The organism is Nocardioides sp. CFH 31398 (assembly GCF_022436705.1).
In the GTDB taxonomy this organism is placed as follows: domain Bacteria; phylum Actinomycetota; class Actinomycetes; order Propionibacteriales; family Nocardioidaceae; genus Nocardioides.
In genome coordinates, this window is record NZ_JAKUHT010000001.1 from 80374 (window position 1) to 99869 (window position 19496).

The following is a 19496-nucleotide window of genomic DNA, read 5'->3' on the forward strand; positions in this document are numbered from 1 at the left end:
ACACTACCCGCGGGTAACTTGATCGGCGCGTGGTGTGCGGCACACCTGGCTAGCGTGGGTCCATGGCTCTCCCGACAGCCCTGACCTCCCGTCTCCCCGGCCGTCTGCGGACCCTCGTCGGCGCCGGCCCCGGTGTCCTGCTCGAGCTCGAGCTCGGACGCGGCGTCACCGAGACGCCGCCCGCCTCGCCGCTGGAGGCGCTGCGCTCGATCCGGACGCCGTCGCTGCGGACTGTCGTGAAGGCCCTCGAGGAGGCCGCCGAGGACGACGACGTGACCGGGCTCGTCTGCCACGTCGGCACGTGGGAGCCGACGCTGGCGCAGTCCGCGGAGCTCCGGGCCGCCGTCGCGACGCTCCGCGAGGCCGGCAAGCGGACCGTGGTCTGGTCCGAGGCGTACGGCGAGATGGGGCCCGGCAACACCTCGTACCACCTGGCTAGCGCCTTCGAGGAGGTCTGGGTCCAGCCCAGCGGCGACGTCGGGCTCGTCGGCATCTCCGCCCGCGCGCGATTCCTGCGCGGCACGCTCGACAAGGTCGGCGTCGAGCCGCAGATCGCGCAACGGCACGAGTACAAGTCCGCCGCCGACACCTTCCTGCGGACCTCGATGACCGAGCCGGTGCGCGAGATGACGACCCGGCTGGTCACCTCCGCCACCGACACGCTCGTCGCGGACGTCGCCTCCGCCCGCGGGCTGACCCGCGAGGCCGTCCGCGCCGCGCTCGAGGCGGGGCCGCTGACCGCCGACGAGGCGCTCGAGCGCAGCCTTGTCGACCGGGTCGGCTACCGCGACGAGGTGTACGACGACCTCGGGGCCTCGCCCGCCGACGTCGAGAAGGGGTCGGTGGCGCTCAAGTACGTCGAGAAGTACTCCGGCACCGGCGGGCTGTCGTCCGTCGTCGAGAACCTCGTCGGCACGCTGCCCGGTGCCACCGACGACCCGGTGATCGCCGTCGTGGGCGCCCACGGGGCGATCAGCCTGGGCCGGTCCGGGCCCTCCAGCCCGCTCGGCGGGCCCAGCGTCGGCTCCGACACCCTCGCCGCCGCGCTGCGCTCGGCCGGCCGCGACGACGCCGTGAAGGCCGTCGTCCTGCGGGTCGACAGCCCGGGCGGCTCGTACGCCGCCTCCGACACCGTCCACCGCGAGATCCACCGCCTGCGTGAGGCCGGGACGCCCGTCGTGGCCTCGATGGGCTCGGTGGCGGCGTCCGGCGGCTACTTCATCGCCATGCCCTGCGACCGGGTGCTGGCCACCGCGGGCACGATCACCGGCTCCATCGGGGTGCTCGCCGGCAAGCAGGTGCTCCGCGAGGCGTTCGAGAAGGTCGGGCTCGCGCAGGAGACGGTCGCCGTCGGCCGCTACGCCGACATGTTCTCCTCCGACCGCGGCTTCGACGACGAGGAGTGGGCGCGGCTCGAGGGCTGGCTCGACCGCGTGTACGACGACTTCACCGGCAAGGCCGCCCGCGACCGCGACATGGCCGTCGGCGACCTCCGTGAGGTGGCCCGCGGGCGCGTCTGGACCGGCGCCGACGCCCACGAGATCGGTCTCGTCGACGAGCTCGGCGGCCTGTCGCGGGCGATCGACGTCGCGTGCGAGCTGGCGTCGGTGAGCCGGAGGAAGGCCGACGTCCGCACCTGGCCGCGCACCGGCCCCCTGGCCGCGCTGCAGCAGCCGGAGAACAGCCAGTCCCCGGCCGCCGCGGCCGGCGTCCTGCTCGGCGGCGACAACCAGCCGCTCCTCGCGCGTCTGCTGGGCCTCGTGGGCCTGCCGCCCACCACCGGCGTCCTCACGATGGGTCTCGACCTGCGGCTGCGGTAGCCCGCCCGGTGGTCGAGGTGTGGGGCGCGCCAGCGCTGACCTCGTCCGCACCTCGGCCAGCTATCGCTAGCGTCGGGCCGTGCTGAGCTACACCGAGGTCGACGTGTTCGCGCGAGGGCCGCTGAGCGGCAACCCGGTCGCCGTCGTCCACGGGGCCGACGGTCTGGACGACGCCACGATGCAGGCGTTCGCGCGGTGGACGAACCTGTCGGAGACGACCTTCCTCCTGCCGCCGACCGACCCCGCCGCGGACTACCGCGTCCGGATCTTCACGCCCGGCCGGGAGCTGCCGTTCGCCGGCCACCCCACCCTCGGCACCGCCCACGCGTGGCTCGAGGCGGGCGGTGCGCCGCGCGAGGCGGGTGTCGTCGCCCAGGAGTGCGGCGTCGGGCTCGTGACGGTGCGTCGCGAGGACGTGCTCTCGTTCGCCGCGCCCGGGTTCCTCCGCCACGGCGAGGTCGACGACGCCACGCTGGACCAGGCGCTGGCGTCGGTCGGCGTCGGGCGCGACCGCCTGGTCGCCGCCGCCTGGATCGACAACGGTCCCGGCTGGCTCGGGCTCCAGCTGGCCTCGGCGGACGACGTCCTGGCGATCGTCCCCGACAGCACCGTGATGGCCGACCTGCACCTCGGCGTCCTCGGTCCGCACGGCGACGGCGGTCCCGCCGACGTCGAGGTCCGCGCCTTCGCGGGCGGCATCGGGGTCGACGAGGACCCCGTCACCGGCAGCCTCAACGCCGGCTTCGCGGTGTGGCTGATCGGCACCGGCGCCCTCCCGCCGTCGTACGTCGCGCGGCAGGGCACGGCGATCGGCCGCGACGGCCGGGTGGTCGTCGAGCAGGTCGGCGACGACGTGTGGATCGGCGGCGCGACCCGGACGGTGGTGTCAGGCTCCGTCGCGCTCTGAGCCGCCTCGCGAGGAGGTGGCGGCGGCGTCCCGGCCGGCCGCCCGCGCCAGCATCGCGTTGTACGCCGCGAGCTCGGCCTCGGCGTTGCCGGAGCGGTCGCGACGCTTGGCCTCGCGGTCGTCGTCGCGGAACCACTGGAACAGCAGCACGACGACCAGCAGCACCATCGGCAGCTCGCCCAGCGCCCAGGTGGCGGAGCCGCCCAGGTACTGGTCGTACGACGGGTCGCGGGCGAAGCCGAGGGCGTCGTAGTAGTCCGCGCCGATCACCAGCTCGCTCGACATCACCGCGACGGCGAAGAACGCGTGGAAGGCGATGGTCACCATCAGCAGCCCCAGCCGCGCGACGTGCGGCAGGCGCCGCATGGGGGAGTCGCCGATGAGGATCTCGAAGAACAGGTAGCCCGAGGCCAGGAAGTGGATCTCCATGGCGGCGTGGCCGAGGTGGTGGTCCATGAGGACGTCGAACAGCCCGCCGAGGTAGACGACGTACAGGCTGCCGACGAAGATCACCGCCACCACGACCGGGTGGCTGACGACCTGCGCGACGCGCGAGCGCAGCGCCGCGCTCAGCAGCTGGCGCGGGCCGGTGCCGCCGGGCACGTCGGGGCCGGGGAGGGCGCGCAACGCGAGGGTGATCGGGGCGCCGAGCACCAGGAAGATCGGCGCCAGCATCGACAGCACCATGTGGGCGACCATGTGGGCGCTGAACAGGACGCCGGCGTACACGCCCAGGCCGCCCGAGGTCGACCACAGCACGAGCAGCAGGCCGAGCGTGAAGGAGAGCGTCCGCAGCACCGGCCAGGAGTCGCCGCGACGCACCAGGCGGCGGACGCCGACGGCGTAGGCGGCGCCACCGAGCAGGACGACGCTCAGCCCGACGCCGGACGGCTGCCACGACCACAGCACCCCGCCGAGGCTGATCGGGTCCGGCAACGGCCCGCCCAGGACCGACTCGGCCCGGGTGACGACGCCGGTGGGCGGGGTGGGGGTGCGGGCGAGGGCGGCCCCGAGGCCGAACGCGGTCGCCATCAGGGTGACCTCGATGCCCGCGAGGCCGGCGAAGGTCCGCGCAGGCGTCGAGGCGGACCGGACCATGCCCCGCAGCCGCAGCGCGACCAGCCCGATCGCGCCGAGGACGACGACCTTGGCGGCGCCCCCCGCGCCGTACCCGGTGGCGAGGTCGGCGACCGAGGTGACGCGGGTGAGCGCGGAGGCGACGCCGGAGACGGCGACCACCCCGAAGCACCACGCGGCGACGGCGGAGAAGCGGGCCGCGGCACGATCGGCGGCAGCACCGGCGTCCGCCACGCCCGAGCGGGCGGGCAGGTGCCACCACAGGGCCACGACGCCACCGGCCCAGACCGACGCGCCCAGCACGTGCCACAGCAGCGCGACCTCGGCGGTGCCGTGGCCGCCGCCCGCGGCGCCGGCGTGGCCGACGAGCAGGGGCGGGACGACGGCGAGCAGGGCGAGGCCCAGGGCGACCACCGCGCCGCCGGCGGTCGAGACCGTCCGCGCGACCACGGCCAGCACGAGCGCGAGCACGGCCTGGAGCAGCAGGGCCTGCACCTGGGACGACGACCCCGCGGCGTCGATCAGCCCGGACGGTCTCAGCCCGGACAGCGGGACGGCGAGCTGGTCGGCGTACGTCGTCACGGCCTGCGGCAGAGCGACCAGCGCCCACAGCAGCGCGAGGGGGACGACGGCGCGCACCGGTCCGCCGCCGCGCGGCGTGCGGGCGAGCGGGTCGCGGAGCGTGATCAGGGTGAGCAGCGGCACCAGCAGCAGGCTCACGACGCCGACCGCGACGACCTGGCCGACGAGGTCGAGCGCGGGCAGCGCCCAGCCGACGACGGGTCCGGGGTCCGGGATGCCCGGCGGGGCGGGGCTGGGCGCCCCGCCCGCGACGAGCAGCAGGACCACCAGTGCCCCCGCGGCCGCGAGCAGCGCCGCGGCCGCCTGCGTGCGGCGGGCGCCCGCGTCCGCGGAGCCGTCCCCGGAGCCGTCCCTGGGGACCTCCGGAGCGGTGCGGGGGGCGGTGGAGGTCACGGTCAGCGGTTCCCGCGGCGACGCGCCAGCATGAGCAGGGTGACCACCGCCACGAGGACCACAACACCGACGACCACGACCGTCGTGCTGACGCCGCCCTCGTCGGACTCGTCGGTCTGGCTGGCGGCGGGCTCGGTGTCGGACCCGTCGGCGGTGGTCGGGTCCTCCGACGGTGCGGCCGTGCCCTCGTCGGCGGGGGTCGGCTCGGTGGCGCCGCCGTCGTCCCCGGGCTGGGTGCTGGCCTTCGGCGCAGCCGCCGGCTGGTCGGCGGTGAAGGTGGTCTCGCCCTCGATCGGGTGTCCGTCGGCGGAGACGACGCGGTAGGCGATCGTGTACTCCCCGGCCGCGGCGGCGGCCGCGAGGGGGCGGGTGACGCGAGCGCCGTCGACGGCCACCGAGCCGCCGGTGACGTCGATCCCGTCGGCGGTGGTGACGGAGACGAACGCCGGCTCGGAGACCTCCTCGCTGAACTCGAGCGACACCTCGGTCGGGGGCCGTTGGACGGTCGCTCCGTCCTCGGGGTTCGCGCCGATCAGCGAGGCGTGGGCGGAGGCGGGGGCGGCGGTGAGGGTGAGGCCGCCGAGGACGGTGAGCAGGAGGGCGGCGGCCAGCGCCGCGGGGCGGGACAGGGACATGAGGGCTCCGGAAGGGGTGCTGCGGGGTCGGACGTGGGCTCAGACCACGTCGGACGGCGGCCCGCGGGCGCCGTGCGGCGCGACCGCGAGGGCGCTGCGGACGCCGGGCGGCGTCCGCGTGACGGCGAGCGACGGGGCGGCGGGCACGCCCGCGGGCGGCGGCGGGAGGCTCACGGCGTCCCGCGCCAGCGAGACCAGCGCCCGGTCGGCGCCCGCTGCGACGGCGACGGTGACGAGCGCGACCAGCAGGTGGCCGGCCAGCATGGCCAGCGCCGTGGCGGCGACGTCGCCGTGCCCCGCGTGCCCCGCGTGCATCGGGTGCGAGGGCAGCACGACGTGCCAGGCCGCCTGGGCCAGCCCGGCGAGCACGAGCAGCGCCGGGAGCCCGGCCCGACCGCGGCGCACCACGGCGTGACCACCGGCCAGGGAGGCGAGGACCAGCAGGAGCAGGGTCGGCTCCGCGGTGGCGGTGCCGCCGCCCGCCCACTGGTGGGCCCACGTCGCGCCGGCGGCGACGACGAGGCCGACCACCGTCCCGCGCATGTCCCCGCGCATGTGTGAAGCCCTTCGACGTCCGACCGCCGAGGCTACCCGCCGCTGCCGCCGAGCCGGGTGCCGAGCAGCCGGGCGGTCCGCCGTACCGCCGCCACCGCGTCGTCCTCACGGACGGCGCTGTCGTCGAGGTCGTAGGTCACCGCGACGGCCGCCGCGGGGTGCCCGGTGTGGTCGAGGACGGCGACCGCGACGCTCACCAGCCCCGCCGTCACCTCCTCGTTCTCGACGGCGAAGCCGCGCTGGCGGGTCTCGGCCAGCAGGGCCCGCAGCTCGGTGGGGCTCGCCGGGCCGTGGCCCTCGCGGGTGACGAACGCGTCGGCGGCGGGGAACAGCGCCCGCACCTGCGCCGCGGGGAGCGCGGCGAGGATCGCCCGCCCGCTGGCGGTCACCTGGGCGGGCAGCCGGACGCCGACGCCCGTGACCAGCGGCGGGCGGCCCGGGGCGCGCTCCTGGACGACGTACAGGACGTCACGGCCGTGCAGCACCGCGAGGTGGGCGGCCCGGCCGGTGGTGTCCGCGAGGTCGGCGATGGGACGCCGGGCGATGCGGGCCAGCGGCTCGGAACGGGCGTAGCCGCTGCCCACCTCGAACGCCGCGACCCCCAGGCCGACCGCGCGGTCGTCGGGGAGGTGGACGACGAAGCCCTCCTCGGCCATCGCCCCCAGCAGGTGGTACGCCGAGCTGCGCGGCAGGTCGCACGCCCGCGCCACCCGGTCGACGGGGACCGGACCCGGCTGCGAGGCGAGGAAGCGCAGCACTCGCAGCGCCCTCGTCGCCGCCGGCACCTGACTCATGCGGCCAGGCTAGGCCGCCCAGTCGGCCTACAGGTCGCGGACGTCGACGACGGAGTGCGGCCGGAAGGTCGGGTACGCCGGGTGGCCGGTCCCGTCGGGACGGTCGAGGTCGAAGCCGCCGGTCAGGACGCGACGCCACGCGGGCCTGGCCTCGGTCTGCCCCAGCACCGGGACCCCGAGCGCCAGCCACGCCAGCGCGGCGGCGGCGCAGTCGGTGTGCAGCGGCGGCAGCCGGAACCCGTTGTCCTCGACCTCGGCCTGCGTGCCGAGCAGCACCAACGGGTTCGGCAGCCCCGACAGCCCGCAGGCACTGCAGACGCGGCTCAGCGCGCACTGCAGCACCCGCTTCTTGGCGAGGTGGGCGAGGTCGCCGCTGCCGTCGTCGTGCTCGCACACGAACGGCAGCGGCAACCCCGACGCCTCGTCGGTACGACGGCCGGCCAGCTCCTCCGGCCACACCACCGCACCGGGGTCGCGGCCGCCGTCCAGGACGGTCGGCCGCCAGCTCACGCGGTCCGGCTCCGCGACCAGGCGCCCAGCTCGCTGCGACGCTCCGGACGCTCGGCGTCCGTCTTGCGCTTGTTGCGCTGCTTGGGCAGCTCGTCCGGCGGCGGGGTGCCGTCGGGCTGCGTCATGCCGTTCGGCAGCGAGAGCTTCATGATCGTGCGCAGCGCCTGGCCGTACTGCTTGTGGAGCGGCCCGATCGTGTAGGGGATCCCGTAGCGCTCGCAGATCTCCTTCACCTCGACCGACATCTCGCCGTACCGGTTGGACGGCAGGTCGGGGAAGAGGTGGTGCTCGATCTGGTAGCCGAGGTTGCCCGACATGATGTGGAGCAGCTCGCCGCCCTCGAAGTTGGCGGCGCCCAGCACCTGGCGCAGGTACCACTCGGCGCGCGTCTCGTCCTCGAGCTCCTCCTCGGTGAAGTGCATCGCACCGTCGGGGAAGTGGCCGCAGAAGATGATCACGTAGGACCAGAAGTTGCGGATCGAGTTCGCCGCCAGGTTCGCGGTGATGGTCGTCTTCCAGTTCGGGCCGGACAGCGCCGGGTAGACGACGTAGTCCTTGACGAACTGGTTGCGGCCCTTGCGCCAGATCTGCTTGAGCTGGCGCTTCATCTCCTTCGGGTCCTTCTGGCCCTTCCGGATGCGCTCCACGTCGAGGTCGTGGAGGGCGACGCCCCACTGGAACATGGCGGCCAGGAGCGCGTTGTAGACCGGCTGGCCCAGGTTGAACACGTTCCAGCGCTGCTCGCGGGCCATGCGGAGGATGCCGTACCCGATGTCGTTGTCGTGGCCGAGCACGTTGGTGAACTGGTGGTGCACGTAGTTGTGGCTGTGCTTCCACTGCTCGGCGGGCTGCGCGGTGTCCCACTCCCAGTTGGAGGAGTGGATCTCCGGGTCGTTCATCCAGTCCCACTGGCCGTGCATGACGTTGTGGCCGATCTCCATGTTCTCGAGGATCTTGGCGACCCCGAGCATGGCGGCACCGGCGGCCCAGGCGGGCTTCTTGTGGCTGGCGAGCAGCGTGACGCGCCCGGCGAAGGCGAGCCCGCGCTGGATCTTGATCAGCCGCTTGATGTACGCCGCGTCGTCGGCGTTGCGGGACTCCTCGATGCGCTTGCGGATCGCGTCGAACTCGGCGCCGATCGCTTCGACGTCCTCGGGCGTGAGGTGGAGGTACTCCTTGACGTCGGAGATGGCCATACGTGCTCCCTCGGGATGGGCGGGTGGGGGTCGTGCCGGGCCGTGCTGGATGGTGCTGGGTGGTGCCGGATCGTGCCGGGTGGTGCGGGTGGTGCGGTGTCTCAGATGTTCAGGGTGCAGTCGCCGTTGGCGACCGTGACGCAGGTCTGGACCTGCTCGTTCGGCTGGTTGAACTGGTCGCCGTTGCGCACGTCGGTGACCGAGCCGGAGACGAGCGTCAGGGTGCAGGTGTGGCAGATGCCCATGCGGCAGCCGTAGGGCATGCCGATGCCTGCCTCCTCGCCGGCCTCCAGGAGGGTGGTCGATCCATCGACCTCCTGGGTCTTGCCGGAGTTCTGGAAGCTGATGGTCCCGCCCTCGCCGGCGTTGTCGCCGAGCTCGAGGGTGAACCGTTCGAGGTGCAGGTGGTCCTCGACGTCGTGGTCGGAGAAGTGCTCCTCCGCTGCGTCCAGCATCGGGCCGGGGCCGCAGGCCCAGGTCTCCCGCTCGCGCCAGTCCGGGCAGACGGTGTCCAGCTCGTCCATGGTGAACATGCCGTCGTCGTCGGTGAACCGGAAGTCGACCTTCAGCGAGTCGTGCTTCTCGGCGAGGTCCGCGATGGCCTGCCGGAAGATCATCCGCTCCTCGGTCGGGCTCGAGTAGACGACCTGGACGTCGGTCATCGTGCCGCGGCGGTCCATCGTCTTGAGCATCGACATCATCGGCGTCACGCCGGAGCCGCCGACGAGGAAGAGGATCTTCGGCGGCGGGGGCGAGGGCAGCACGAACTCGCCCGCGGGGGCGGCGAGGCGCACGATCGCGCCGGGCTTCATGCCCTGGGCCAGGTGCCCCGACAGCAGGCCCTCCGGCATCGCCCGGACGGTCACGGTGATGCGGCGGCCGCGCTTGCGGGGCGTGGAGGTCAGCGAGTAGGAGCGCCACTGGATGCGCCCGTCGACCTCGACGCCGATGCCGATGTACTGCCCGGCCTCGTGGTCGAACGACCAGCCCCAGCCTGGGCGGATGACGAGCGTGGACGCGTCGTCCGTCTCCTGGACGACGTCCTCCAGGCGCCCGCGCAGCTCGCGCGCCGACCACAGGGGGTTGACGAGCTTGAGGTAGTCGTCCGGGTGGAGGGGGGTGGTCAGCTTGTCGGCGAGGGTCCGGACCCGCTGCCAGTTGGGTCGCTCGACGCGGTCCAGGATGCTCAACGTCCCTCCTCAGGGATTGAGTGACCAGTTGTACACCGAGCGATGACTCGCTCGGTACCCCCCTGTGTGGTGCGGCACACACTGTAGGGGCGGGGAACGGCCTCGGTCAGCCGTTCCGGGTGGGGATGCGGGCGTGCACCCGGCCGCCGTCCGGGGTCGGGCCGGCCGCGAGGGAACCGCCGAGCGCCTCGGCGCGCTGGCCCATCGACGTCAGGCCCACGCCCGGGGTCCACCCGACGTCCGTGGCGGTGCGGTCGTCGTCGGTGACGGTCAGGGTCAGGACGTCGGCCTCGCGGTCGAGGTCGACCAGCGCCGCGGTCGCGCGGGCGTGGCGGGCGACGTTCGTCAGCGCCTCGACGGCGATGCGGTACGCCGCCACCTCCGTCGCCGCCGGGACCTCCCCGAGGTCGCCCGCGTCGACCGTGACCGTCAGCGGCAGCCCGTCGTGGCGACGGACGTCGGCCGCGTGCTGCCGCAGCGCCCCGGCGAGGCCCAGCTCGTCCAGCGCGGGCGGACGCAGCCCCGCGACGAGCCCGCGGACCTCCTCGACGGCCGCGACGGCGTACGCACGGACGTCGGCGAGCAGCGCGGCCGCGGCGGCGGGGGCGCCGTCACCGGGGCCGGCGAGCACGTTGCGCGCGGCGTCGGTCGTGAACGCCATCCCCGACAGCCGAGGGCCCAGGCCGTCGTGGAGGTCGTGGCGCAGCCGGCGGCGCTCCTCCTCGACCGCGGTGATCACCCGGCCGCGGGAGGCGTGCAGCTCGGCGGCGAGGCGGTGCGCGTGCACCGTCTGCGCGAGCAGCGGCCCGACCACCCGGAGCACGTCGGCGTCGGCGCCGCCCAGCCGTGCCTCCGCCGGACGCAGGCCGACGCGCAGGACCACGGGCGGGTCGCCGCCCGCGGGCACCTCCTCCGTCCGTGCCCAGGTGTCGTCGCCCGCCCCGGCGACGTCCTCGTCGCCCACCCGCAGCACCAGGCTCGGCAGCACGAGCGCCTCGCGGACGGCGTCCAGCGCGGCCCCGAGGTCGTCGCCGGCGGCGCCGATCGCGCCCGCCGCCCGCCTGGCGGCGACCAGCGGGTCGGGGCGCCGTCCGAACAGCACCTCGTCGACGACGCCCCGCAGGGCGCGCGTGGTGGGCGCCACCGCGAGCGCGAGCAGGAAGCCGAGGAGCGCGTAGCCGCCGTCCGTCACGGAGACGTCGGTCAGCCGCACGACCTTCCAGGTGGTCACGAGCACCCCGACGTAGCCCGCGCCGGCGAGCGCGCCCACCACCACCGGGACGACCAGGGCGCGGACCTCACGCTGGCGTCGCAGCAGCCCGGCCGCGAGGGCCGGCGGGACGACGGCCGCGCCCAGGGTGGCCGCCACCGCGAGACCGGTCCCGTTGGTCGCGAACTCCGCGAGCGCGGGAGCGAGGACGGCGAGCGCGACGACGAACGCCTGCCAGAGCAGGAGCTGCCGGTCGGGGTCACCGGCCCGCTCGATGCGCCACCAGCCGGCCGCGACGAGGCCCAGCACGAGCACGAGCCCGGCGGTGTCGTCGACGTCCAGCCGCGGGCTGGCGACGGCCACGGCGGCGCAGGCGACACCGAGCGCGGCCAGCAGCCACGTGGCCGGGTCGGACCAGGCCGGGACGGGGTAGGCGCTGAGGGCCAGCGGCGTCACGACGGCGGCGACGACCACCAGCAGCGCGGCCGCGACGACCCCGGCGTCGAGCAGGGACGCGGCGGCGGCGAGCGAGAGGGTCGCGGCCGCGACGCCCAGGAGCGCGGCGAACGTGCGTGCATCGCGGCGGACGAGCACCGCCGAGACGGTGCACGACAGCGCGACGAGGCCCGCGGCGAGGGCGGCCGTCACGGCCCCGGGTCCCCGCCGGGACGGGCCGGGGAGCCCGGGCGATCCGGGCGGCGCGGGCGACCGAGGCCCGCCTCCCGGGCGAGGATCACCGCCGCGGTGCGGTCGGTGACGCCGAGCTTGGCGAACACCCGCGTCAGGGTGTTGCTCACGGTCTTGGGCGACAGGAACAGCTCGGCGGCGATCGCCGTGGTCGAGCGCCCCGCGGCCAGCAGCTCGAGCACGTCCTGCTCGCGGGCGGTCAGCCCGGCGTACGGCGCGGCGGGCACCGGGTCGTCGGTCAGCAGCAGCCCGGCGCGGTCGGCGACGGCGCCGCCCAGCACCAGCTGCCCGGCGGCGACGGCGCGCAGGGCGCCGAGGATCTCCTCCTGCTCCGACTCCTTCAGCAGGTAGCCCCGGGCGCCCGCCCGGACGGCTTCCCGCACGGTCGCGTCGTCGTCCACCATCGTCAGGACCAGCACCGCGGTCCCGGGCGTGGTCTCGCGGACCCGGCGCGTGGCGGCGACGCCGTCCAGCCCGGGCATGCGGAGGTCCATGAGGACGACGTCCGGCCGGCTCAGCTGCGCCTCCCGGACGGCGGCCTCGCCGTCCGCCGCCTCCCCGACGACCCGGATGCCGGGCAGGGTGTCGAGCAGCGCCCGCAGGCCGCGGCGGACGACGGGGTGGTCGTCCGCGACGACCACCCGGATCTCGGGATCCCCGGCCTGGTCCTGCACGGCCCCATCATCGTCCGACCGGGGCCCGGCCGGAACGGGACGAAGTTCCCGGGTGCACCGGGCGCTCCCGGGAACGAGGATGGGAGCAGCACCCCTGCCCTCGGGAGCGGGGACGGCGGGACGGTCCGTGGGACGGACCCACCCGCCGGCCATCCACCGGCCCGCCCCGAGGAGTCACATGAGCACCACCACACACCCGCACGGCGTCGCCGGCGCCTCCGCCCGCCCCGCGCTCTCGCGCGCCCAGAAGATCGGCGTGGTCATCGCCGGGCTGTACAGCCTGACGAACGTCCCCCCGATGACCGGGCCCGAGGGCGAGGTCGGCCCGCCCCTCGCGATCGTCGTCCTCGGCTCGGTGACAGGCGTGCTCGGCGTCGTCGCCGCGGTCCTGGCCTGGCGCACCCGCGCGCCGCTGTGGCGGCGGCTGATCGCCGGCCTGATGATCCTGAACGCCGTCGCGGCGCTGCCGGCGTTCTTCGTCCCCGGCGTCCCGCTGGTCCTCGTCGTCCTCGCCGGGATCGGGGAGGTGATCGCGCTCGTCGTGGTCGTCCTGCTGTTCACCGGACCGCGCCGGTGAGCGCGACGACCGGCCCGGGAGAGCCCGTGAGCACCGCCGCCCACCTCGACGGCGCCACCGGTGCCGTCGCCCGCCCGGCCCCGTCCCGCGCGCAGCGGGCCGGTCTCGTCGTCGGCGGACTCTTCTGCGCCCTGATGGCGGTCCCGATGTCCCCGCCGGACGGGGAGACCGGACCGCCGCTCGCGATCATCGTGCTCGTCTGCGCGCTCGGGGTGGTCGGACTGGTCGCCGCCGTGCTCGCCTGGCGGACCCGCGCTCCGGTGTGGCGCCGGGTGCTCGCCGGCGTCCTCCTCGTCAACGCGGTCTCCGCGCTGCCGGCGTTCTTCGTGCCCGGGGTGCCTCTGCTGTTCGTGGTCTACGGCGCGGTCACCGAGGTCCTGACCGTGCTCGTCGTGGTCCTGCTCTTCTCGGGGCGCCGCCGCTGAGGGCGGGCGCACGCCCCGGCGGTGCCATTCGTCATGGGGGAGTGATGAGGCGAGGCACTGCCGGGGCGGCCCGCTCGGCGCGAGGGTCGGGTCATGAGCCTGATCGCCGACATGAACGCCCTCCGCCCCCTGCCGACCGTGGCCCGCGAGGCCCGCGCCTTCGTCGCCAACGTGGCCTTCGCGCTGCTCGTCCTGGGCGCCCTCTGGGCGTTCGAGGTCCCGCTGCTCCTGCCCGGCGTGGTCGTCGGCGTGCTGGTCGCCCTGCTGGGCGCCCGCCTGGCCTTCCGCGCGGTCCGGGGCGACCGCGAGCCCGACGCCGGCTGAGCGGTCTCGCATCCGAGACAGCATGAGGTCGCCGGTGCTGGTGGCCGGCGTCGCCCCGGGTGTCCGATAGGACCCGTGACCACCACCCACCAGGCCCGGACGGCCGCACCGGCCGCCCGCGTCGTCGAGGTCGGCCCCGGCCCCGTCACGCCCGAGCAGCTCGTCGCGGTCGCCCGTCACGGCGCCGCCGTCCGGCTGACCGACGAGGCGTACGGCGCGCTCGACCGCGGCCGGGCCGTCGTCGAGGGGCTGGCCGCGGGGGAGACCCCGGCGTACGGCATCTCGACCGGCTTCGGCGCCCTCGCCACCCGCCACATCCCCGCCGACATGCGGGCCAAGCTCCAGCGCTCGCTGGTCCGCAGCCACGCCGCCGGCTCGGGGCCCGAGGTCGAGCGGGAGGTCGTCCGCGGCCTCATGCTGCTGCGCCTGTCGACCCTCGCGACCGGCCACACCGGCGTACGGCGGGTCACGGCGCAGCTGCTCGCCGACCTGCTGGCCCACGGCATCACCCCGGTGGTCCGCGAGCACGGCTCGCTCGGCTGCTCCGGCGACCTGGCCCCGCTCAGCCACTGCGCGCTCGCGCTGATCGGTGAGGGTGAGGTCCGCGACGCGGACGGCGTCCTGATGCCCGCCGCCGAGGCGCTCGCCGCCGCCGGGCTGCAGCCCGTCGAGCTCGCCGCCAAGGAGGGCCTCGCCCTCATCAACGGCACCGACGGCATGCTCGCGATGCTCGTGCTGGCGATCCACGACCTGCGGGTGCTGCTGCGCTCCGCGGACGTCGCGGCCGCCATGAGCGTCGAGGCCCAGCTCGCCACCGACCGGGTCTTCGCCGCCGACCTGATGCGGCTGCGCCCCCACCCCGGGCAGGCGGCGTCCGCGGCCAACCTGGTCGCGATCCTCACCGACTCCGGTGTCGTCGCCTCGCACCGCGGCCCGGACTGCCACCGCGTCCAGGACGCCTACTCCCTGCGCTGCTCGCCGCAGGTCCACGGCGCGGCCCGCGACTCCGTCGACCACGCCGACCGCGTCGCCGGCTGGGAGCTCGCGTCCGTCGTCGACAACCCGATGGTGCTCTTCGGCGAGGACGGCGAGGACGGGCGCGTCGAGTCCAACGGCAACTTCCACGGCGCCCCCGTCGCCCAGGTGCTGGACTTCCTCGCCATCGCCGCCGCGGACGTCGCCGGCATCAGCGAGCGCCGCACCGACCGGTTCCTCGATCGCAACCGCAGCCACGACCTGCCGCCGTTCCTCGCCGACGACCCCGGCGTCGACTCGGGCCTGATGATCGCGCAGTACACGCAGGCCGCGATCGTCTCCGAGCTGAAGCGGCTCGCCGTCCCGGCCAGCGTCGACTCGATCCCCTCCTCCGCGATGCAGGAGGACCACGTCTCGATGGGCTGGGGCGCCGCCCGCAAGCTCCGCCGCTCCGTCGACGGCCTCGCCCGGGTCGTCGCCATCGAGACCATGACCGCCGCCCGGGCGCTCGACCTCCGGGTCTCGACAGGCTCGACCACCGGGGTACGCCCGTCACCCGCCACCGAGGCCGTCGTCCGCCTGCTCCGCGAGCACGGCGTCGAGGGCCCCGGGCCCGACCGCCACCTCTCGCCGGAGATCGAGGCCAGCGTCGCGCTGGTCGCCTCCGGCGCCGTCCTCGACGCCGTCACCGCCACGATCGGAGAGCTCCAGTGACCACCCCGACGAGCCTGTACCGGCCCGACAGCGCCATCCGGGCCCCCCGCGGACCTGAGCTGACCTGCAAGTCCTGGGAGACCGAGGCCGCACTGCGGATGCTCATGAACAACCTCGACCCCGAGGTCGCCGAGGACCCCGACCACCTCGTCGTCTACGGCGGCACCGGCCGCGCCGCCCGGTCCTGGGAGGCCTACGACGCGCTCGTCGCGACGCTGCGGGACCTGGAGGCCGACGAGACGATGCTCGTCCAGTCCGGCAAGCCCGTCGGTGTGATGAAGACCCACGCGCACGCCCCGCGGGTGCTCATCGCCAACTCCAACCTCGTCGGCGACTGGGCGACCTGGGAGGAGTTCCGGCGCCTCGAGCACCTCGGGCTCACGATGTACGGCCAGATGACCGCCGGATCCTGGATCTACATCGGCACCCAGGGCATCCTCCAGGGCACCTTCGAGACGTTCGCCGCCGTCGCGGACAAGTCCTTCGGCGGCACCCTCGCCGGCACCATCACGCTCACGGCCGGCCTCGGCGGCATGGGCGGCGCCCAGCCGCTCGCCGTGACAATGAACGAGGGCGTAGCGATCTGCGTGGAGGTCGACCCCGCCCGCATCGCGCGCCGCATCGAGCACCGCTACCTCGACGTCGAGGCCCGCGACCTCGACCACGCCCTCGAGCTCGCGACCGAGGCGCGCGACGCCCGCCGTCCGCTGTCGATCGGCCTGCTCGGCAACGCCGCCGAGGTGTTCCCGGCGCTGCTCGAGCGCAAGGCGCCCATCGACGTCGTCACCGACCAGACCTCCGCGCACGACCCGCTGTCGTACCTGCCGGTCGGCGTCCCGCACGAGGACTGGCACGACGCCCGCGACCGCGACCCCGAGGGCTTCACGAAGGACGCGCAGGCCTCCATGGCCGCGCACGTGAGGGCGATGGTCGAGTTCGCGGACGCCGGCGCCGAGGTCTTCGACTACGGCAACTCCATCCGCGACGAGGCCCGCAAGGGCGGCTACGACCGGGCGTTCGAGTTCCCGGGCTTCGTGCCGGCGTACATCCGCCCGCAGTTCTGCGAGGGGCGTGGCCCCTTCCGCTGGGCCGCGCTGTCCGGCGACCCCGCCGACATCGCCGCGACCGACCGCGCCGTCCTCGAGCTGTTCCCCGACGACGAGAAGCTGCGTCGCTGGCTGACCATGGCGGGCGAGAAGGTCCACTTCCAGGGCCTGCCCGCCCGCATCTGCTGGCTCGGCTACGGCGAGCGCCACCTCGCCGGGCTCAAGTTCAACGAGATGGTCGCCTCCGGTGAGCTCTCGGCACCCGTCGTCATCGGCCGCGACCACCTCGACTGCGGCTCCGTCGCGTCGCCGTACCGCGAGACCGAGGCGATGCTCGACGGCTCCGACGCCATCGCTGACTGGCCGCTGCTCAACGCCATGGTCGCCACCGCGTCGGGCGCCTCGTGGGTCTCGCTGCACCACGGCGGCGGCGTCGGCATCGGCCGCTCGATCCACTCCGGCCAGGTCTGCGTGGCCGACGGCTCCGATCTCGCCCGCACCCGCCTCGAGGCGGTCCTGACCAACGACCCGGGCATGGGTGTGGTCCGCCACGCCGACGCCGGCTACGACCGCGCGCTCGAGGTGGCCGCCCAGCGTGGCGTCCGGATCCCACTGGGAGGCTGACCCCATGAGCGACGCCCTGTACCTCCGCTTCCTCTCCGGCCCGGACGTCGACGCCCTGGCGCCGACCCCGGCGGAGGTCGTCGACGCCTGCGAGGCCGTCGTCGCCGCGCACGGGCGCGGGGAGACGGTGTTCGAGCCGCGCACCCACCTCGTGCCCGACAACGGTGGCCGTGGGCACTTCAACGTGCTCCGCGGCAGCGTCACCACGCTCGGCGAGCAGGGCGTCGCGGGGGTGAAGGTCGTCGGCGACTACGTCGACAACTACACCCTCGGGCTGCCCAGCGAGCTCGCCCTGCTGACGCTGTACGACCCGCTCACCGGCGTCCCCGCCGCCATCCTCGACGCCACCTGGATCACCGAGGTCCGCACCGGCGCCATGACCGCGGTGGGCGCCCGCCGGCTCGCCCGGCCCGACGCGAAGGTGCTCGGCCACCTCGGCGCCCGCGGTACGGCGTACGCGAACATCGTGATGCTCGACGCGCTGTTCGACCTGGACGAGATCCGGGTGACCAGCCGGCGTCCGGAGTCACGTGAGGCGTTCGCCGAGCGGCTGCGCGCCGACCTCGACACCCCCGTGGTCGTCACCGACTCGACCGAGGCGACCCTCGACGGTGCCGACATCGCCGTGGAGGCCACGCGCCTCGTCGAGCCCGCTCCGCTCATCACGACCGACCTGCTCAAGGCCGGCTCGCTGCTCGTGCCCTACGGCACCGTCTCGGCGCTCGCGCCCGACCTGCTGGACGTCGTCGACAAGGTCGTCGTCGACGACTGGCGCGAGGCGCAGTCCGGGGAGTTCGGTGCCCTGCGTCCGCACCTGCGCTCCGGTGCGCTGACCGCGGAGACGCTGCACGCCGAGCTCGGCGCAGTCGTCACCGGCGAGCGTCCCGGCCGCGAGCGCGACGACGAGCGGATCCTGTTCTGGCACCGGGGCCTGTCGATCCTCGACGTGGCCGTCGGCCACCTGCTGCTCCAGCGCGCGGAGGCCGCCGACGTCGGGACGATGGTCCGCTACCGGTGACGGAGACCCTGGCCGTCGCCCGGCCCGAGGACCTCGACGCCGCGGCCGTCCTCGAGGTCGCCCGCGGCGCGGACGTCGAGCTGGCGCCCGACCTCCTCACCTTCGTGCGCGGGCGCCGCGACGAGGTCGTCTCGGCGCTGGCCGGCGGCGTCGCGGCGTACGGCGTCTCGACGGGCATGGGTGCCCTGTCCGACGTGGCCCTCTCCGTCGACGAGCAGACCGACCACTCCGCCCGGCTGATGCTCGCGCGCGCCGTGGGCGGGCCGCCGTGGCTCGACGAGGCCGAGACCCGGGCGCTGCTCGCCGTCCGGCTGCGCACGTTCCTGTCCGGGGACGCCGGCGTCTCCGCCGAGCTGTGCACCTGGCTGACCACGCTGCTCGCGGACGGCGCGCTGCCCGCCGTCCCCCGGACCGGCTCGGGTGCCGCGGGCGAGATCATCCCGCTCGCCCACGCCTTCGGGCACCTCGCCGGGGTCGGCCGCTGGCTCGGCCGCGCGGCGCTCGCCGACCCGCCGCGGCTCGGGCCGAAGGAGGGCCTGTCGCTGCTGCAGGGCGTCCCGACCGCGACGGCGCTGGCGCTGCTGCGCGCCGACGACGTACGCCGGGTGGCCGCGCTCGAGACCCGCCTCGCGGCCGCGCAGGTCGCGCTGGTCGGGGCCAGCCGCGACCCGTACGCGCTGGCCCTCGCCCGCGGCGACCGCGCCCTCGCCGGGGTGCTCGCGGACCTCGCCGCGGCGCTGCCCCCGGTCACCGACGCGACCCCGGTGCGCCGCCTCCAGGCCCCCGTCTCGTTCCGGGTCGTCGGGCCGGTGCTCGCCCACCTCGCGCGGCAGGGGTCGGCGCTCGAGGCGGCGGCGGACCGTGCGCTCACCGGCGTCACCGACTCCCCGGCGTGGCTGCCGGAGTCCGGGGCCTTCGTCGGGACCGCCGGCTTCCACGGCCTCGACCTCGCCGCCGCGCTCGACGGCCTGCGCGTGGCGCTCGCCCACACGGCCGCCGTCGGGACCGCCCGCCTCCACCGGATGCTGGACCCGGTCACCTCCGGCCTGCCCGCTCAGCTCTCCGCCGCCCCCGGACCCCACGGCGGCCTCGTCGCCGTCCACAAGCGCGCCGCGGCTGCCGTCCACGCGGTGTCCGGGTGGGCGCCGACGCCGCTGGGGACGGCCGAGACCTCCGGCGGCCAGGAGGACGTCCAGACCTTCGCCCTCGAGGCCGCCGAGCGGCTGCGGCTCACCGTCGACGCGGCCCGCGAGGTGCAGGCGTGCGGTCTGCTCGCCGTCCACCAGGCCCGCCTGCTGGCCCCCCACCTGCTCGCCGACGCCCCGCCCCCGCTGGCGTCCCTGCTCGACGACCTCGCCGCCGTCCTCCCCGCCACGACCCTCGACCGCCCGTGGGGCGAGGACCTCCAGCGCCTCCTCGACGGACCCCTGCTCGGTCGTTCCTGACGTTCCGACCGTGCTGGGGCCCCGATCCGGGTCAGAACGTCAGGAACCGCGCGACCGGGTGGGGCGTGGGCCGTGGCCCGTGGACCCGGTAGTCCCCGACGTTCTGACCGTCTGGGGG

General features: G+C 75.3%; 18 protein-coding genes. 9 read left to right on the forward strand and 9 right to left on the reverse strand.

Annotated features, from left to right (window positions below; translation table 11 throughout):
• Positions 1 to 62: 62 nt before the first annotated feature.
• Complete coding sequence (gene sppA / locus MJ876_RS00390; protein ID WP_240234066.1) at positions 63 to 1820, forward strand: signal peptide peptidase SppA; 1758 nt, start codon at positions 63 to 65, stop codon at positions 1818 to 1820.
• 79 nt (positions 1821 to 1899) lie between these two features.
• Positions 1900 to 2727, forward strand: a complete 828-nt coding sequence (locus MJ876_RS00395; RefSeq protein ID WP_240234067.1) for a PhzF family phenazine biosynthesis protein — start codon at positions 1900 to 1902, stop codon at positions 2725 to 2727.
• Here MJ876_RS00395 and MJ876_RS22035 read toward each other — a convergent pair.
• The 9 genes from MJ876_RS22035 to MJ876_RS00440 form a co-directional block, all read right to left on the reverse strand.
• Positions 2707 to 4779, reverse strand: a complete 2073-nt coding sequence (locus MJ876_RS22035) for a cytochrome c oxidase assembly protein (RefSeq protein ID WP_240234068.1) — start codon at positions 4777 to 4779, stop codon at positions 2707 to 2709. The genes MJ876_RS00395 and MJ876_RS22035 overlap by 21 nt on opposite strands.
• A gap of 2 nt (positions 4780 to 4781) precedes the next feature.
• Positions 4782 to 5414 carry a copper resistance CopC family protein gene (locus MJ876_RS00405; protein ID WP_275694164.1) on the reverse strand — a complete coding sequence of 211 codons (633 nt, stop codon included), beginning with the start codon at positions 5412 to 5414 and terminating at the stop codon, positions 4782 to 4784.
• Between the two features lie 39 nt (positions 5415 to 5453).
• The gene (locus MJ876_RS00410; protein ID WP_240234069.1) at positions 5454 to 5969 is read right to left on the reverse strand and encodes a hypothetical protein; all 516 of its coding nucleotides are present in this window, start codon (positions 5967 to 5969) and stop codon (positions 5454 to 5456) included.
• Positions 5970 to 6001: 32 nt separating this feature from the next.
• Complete coding sequence (locus MJ876_RS00415) at positions 6002 to 6763, reverse strand: IclR family transcriptional regulator (protein WP_240234070.1); 762 nt, start codon at positions 6761 to 6763, stop codon at positions 6002 to 6004.
• Positions 6764 to 6790: 27 nt separating this feature from the next.
• The gene (locus MJ876_RS00420) at positions 6791 to 7273 is read right to left on the reverse strand and encodes a hypothetical protein (protein WP_240234071.1); all 483 of its coding nucleotides are present in this window, start codon (positions 7271 to 7273) and stop codon (positions 6791 to 6793) included.
• A complete protein-coding gene (locus MJ876_RS00425) occupies positions 7270 to 8469 on the reverse strand; it encodes a fatty acid desaturase (RefSeq protein ID WP_240234072.1) in 1200 nt (399 codons plus the stop codon). Before MJ876_RS00425 ends, MJ876_RS00420 begins: the two co-directional genes overlap by 4 nt.
• A gap of 101 nt (positions 8470 to 8570) precedes the next feature.
• The gene (locus MJ876_RS00430; RefSeq protein WP_240234073.1) at positions 8571 to 9659 is read right to left on the reverse strand and encodes a ferredoxin reductase; all 1089 of its coding nucleotides are present in this window, start codon (positions 9657 to 9659) and stop codon (positions 8571 to 8573) included.
• A gap of 106 nt (positions 9660 to 9765) precedes the next feature.
• Positions 9766 to 11517, reverse strand: coding sequence for a histidine kinase (locus MJ876_RS22040; protein ID WP_240234074.1), 1752 nt, complete (start codon positions 11515 to 11517; stop codon positions 9766 to 9768).
• Entirely contained in the window at positions 11514 to 12230 is a 717-nt protein-coding gene (locus MJ876_RS00440; protein ID WP_240234075.1) for a response regulator transcription factor, read from the reverse strand. The genes MJ876_RS22040 and MJ876_RS00440 overlap by 4 nt, the downstream gene beginning before the upstream one ends.
• 178 nt (positions 12231 to 12408) lie before the next feature.
• Between MJ876_RS00440 and MJ876_RS00445 the strand changes: the two genes are divergently transcribed.
• The 7 genes from MJ876_RS00445 to MJ876_RS00475 all read left to right on the forward strand — a co-directional run bounded on the left by MJ876_RS00445 (position 12409) and on the right by MJ876_RS00475 (position 19378).
• The gene (locus MJ876_RS00445) at positions 12409 to 12807 is read left to right on the forward strand and encodes a hypothetical protein (protein WP_240234076.1); all 399 of its coding nucleotides are present in this window, start codon (positions 12409 to 12411) and stop codon (positions 12805 to 12807) included.
• Positions 12808 to 12833: 26 nt separating this feature from the next.
• Positions 12834 to 13232 (forward strand): hypothetical protein, encoded by a 399-nt coding sequence (locus MJ876_RS00450; RefSeq protein WP_240234077.1) that lies wholly within the window; start codon positions 12834 to 12836, stop codon positions 13230 to 13232.
• Between the two features lie 93 nt (positions 13233 to 13325).
• Complete coding sequence (locus MJ876_RS00455) at positions 13326 to 13556, forward strand: hypothetical protein (protein ID WP_240234078.1); 231 nt, start codon at positions 13326 to 13328, stop codon at positions 13554 to 13556.
• Positions 13557 to 13631: 75 nt separating this feature from the next.
• Entirely contained in the window at positions 13632 to 15245 is a 1614-nt protein-coding gene (hutH, locus tag MJ876_RS00460; protein WP_240234079.1) for a histidine ammonia-lyase, read from the forward strand.
• Entirely contained in the window at positions 15242 to 16915 is a 1674-nt protein-coding gene (hutU, locus tag MJ876_RS00465) for a urocanate hydratase (protein ID WP_308192543.1), read from the forward strand. Before hutH ends, hutU begins: the two co-directional genes overlap by 4 nt.
• A gap of 4 nt (positions 16916 to 16919) precedes the next feature.
• The gene (locus tag MJ876_RS00470) at positions 16920 to 17933 is read left to right on the forward strand and encodes an ornithine cyclodeaminase family protein (protein WP_240234080.1); all 1014 of its coding nucleotides are present in this window, start codon (positions 16920 to 16922) and stop codon (positions 17931 to 17933) included.
• A complete protein-coding gene (locus tag MJ876_RS00475) occupies positions 17930 to 19378 on the forward strand; it encodes an aromatic amino acid lyase (protein ID WP_240234081.1) in 1449 nt (482 codons plus the stop codon). The genes MJ876_RS00470 and MJ876_RS00475 overlap by 4 nt, the downstream gene beginning before the upstream one ends.
• Positions 19379 to 19496: the final 118 nt, after the last annotated feature.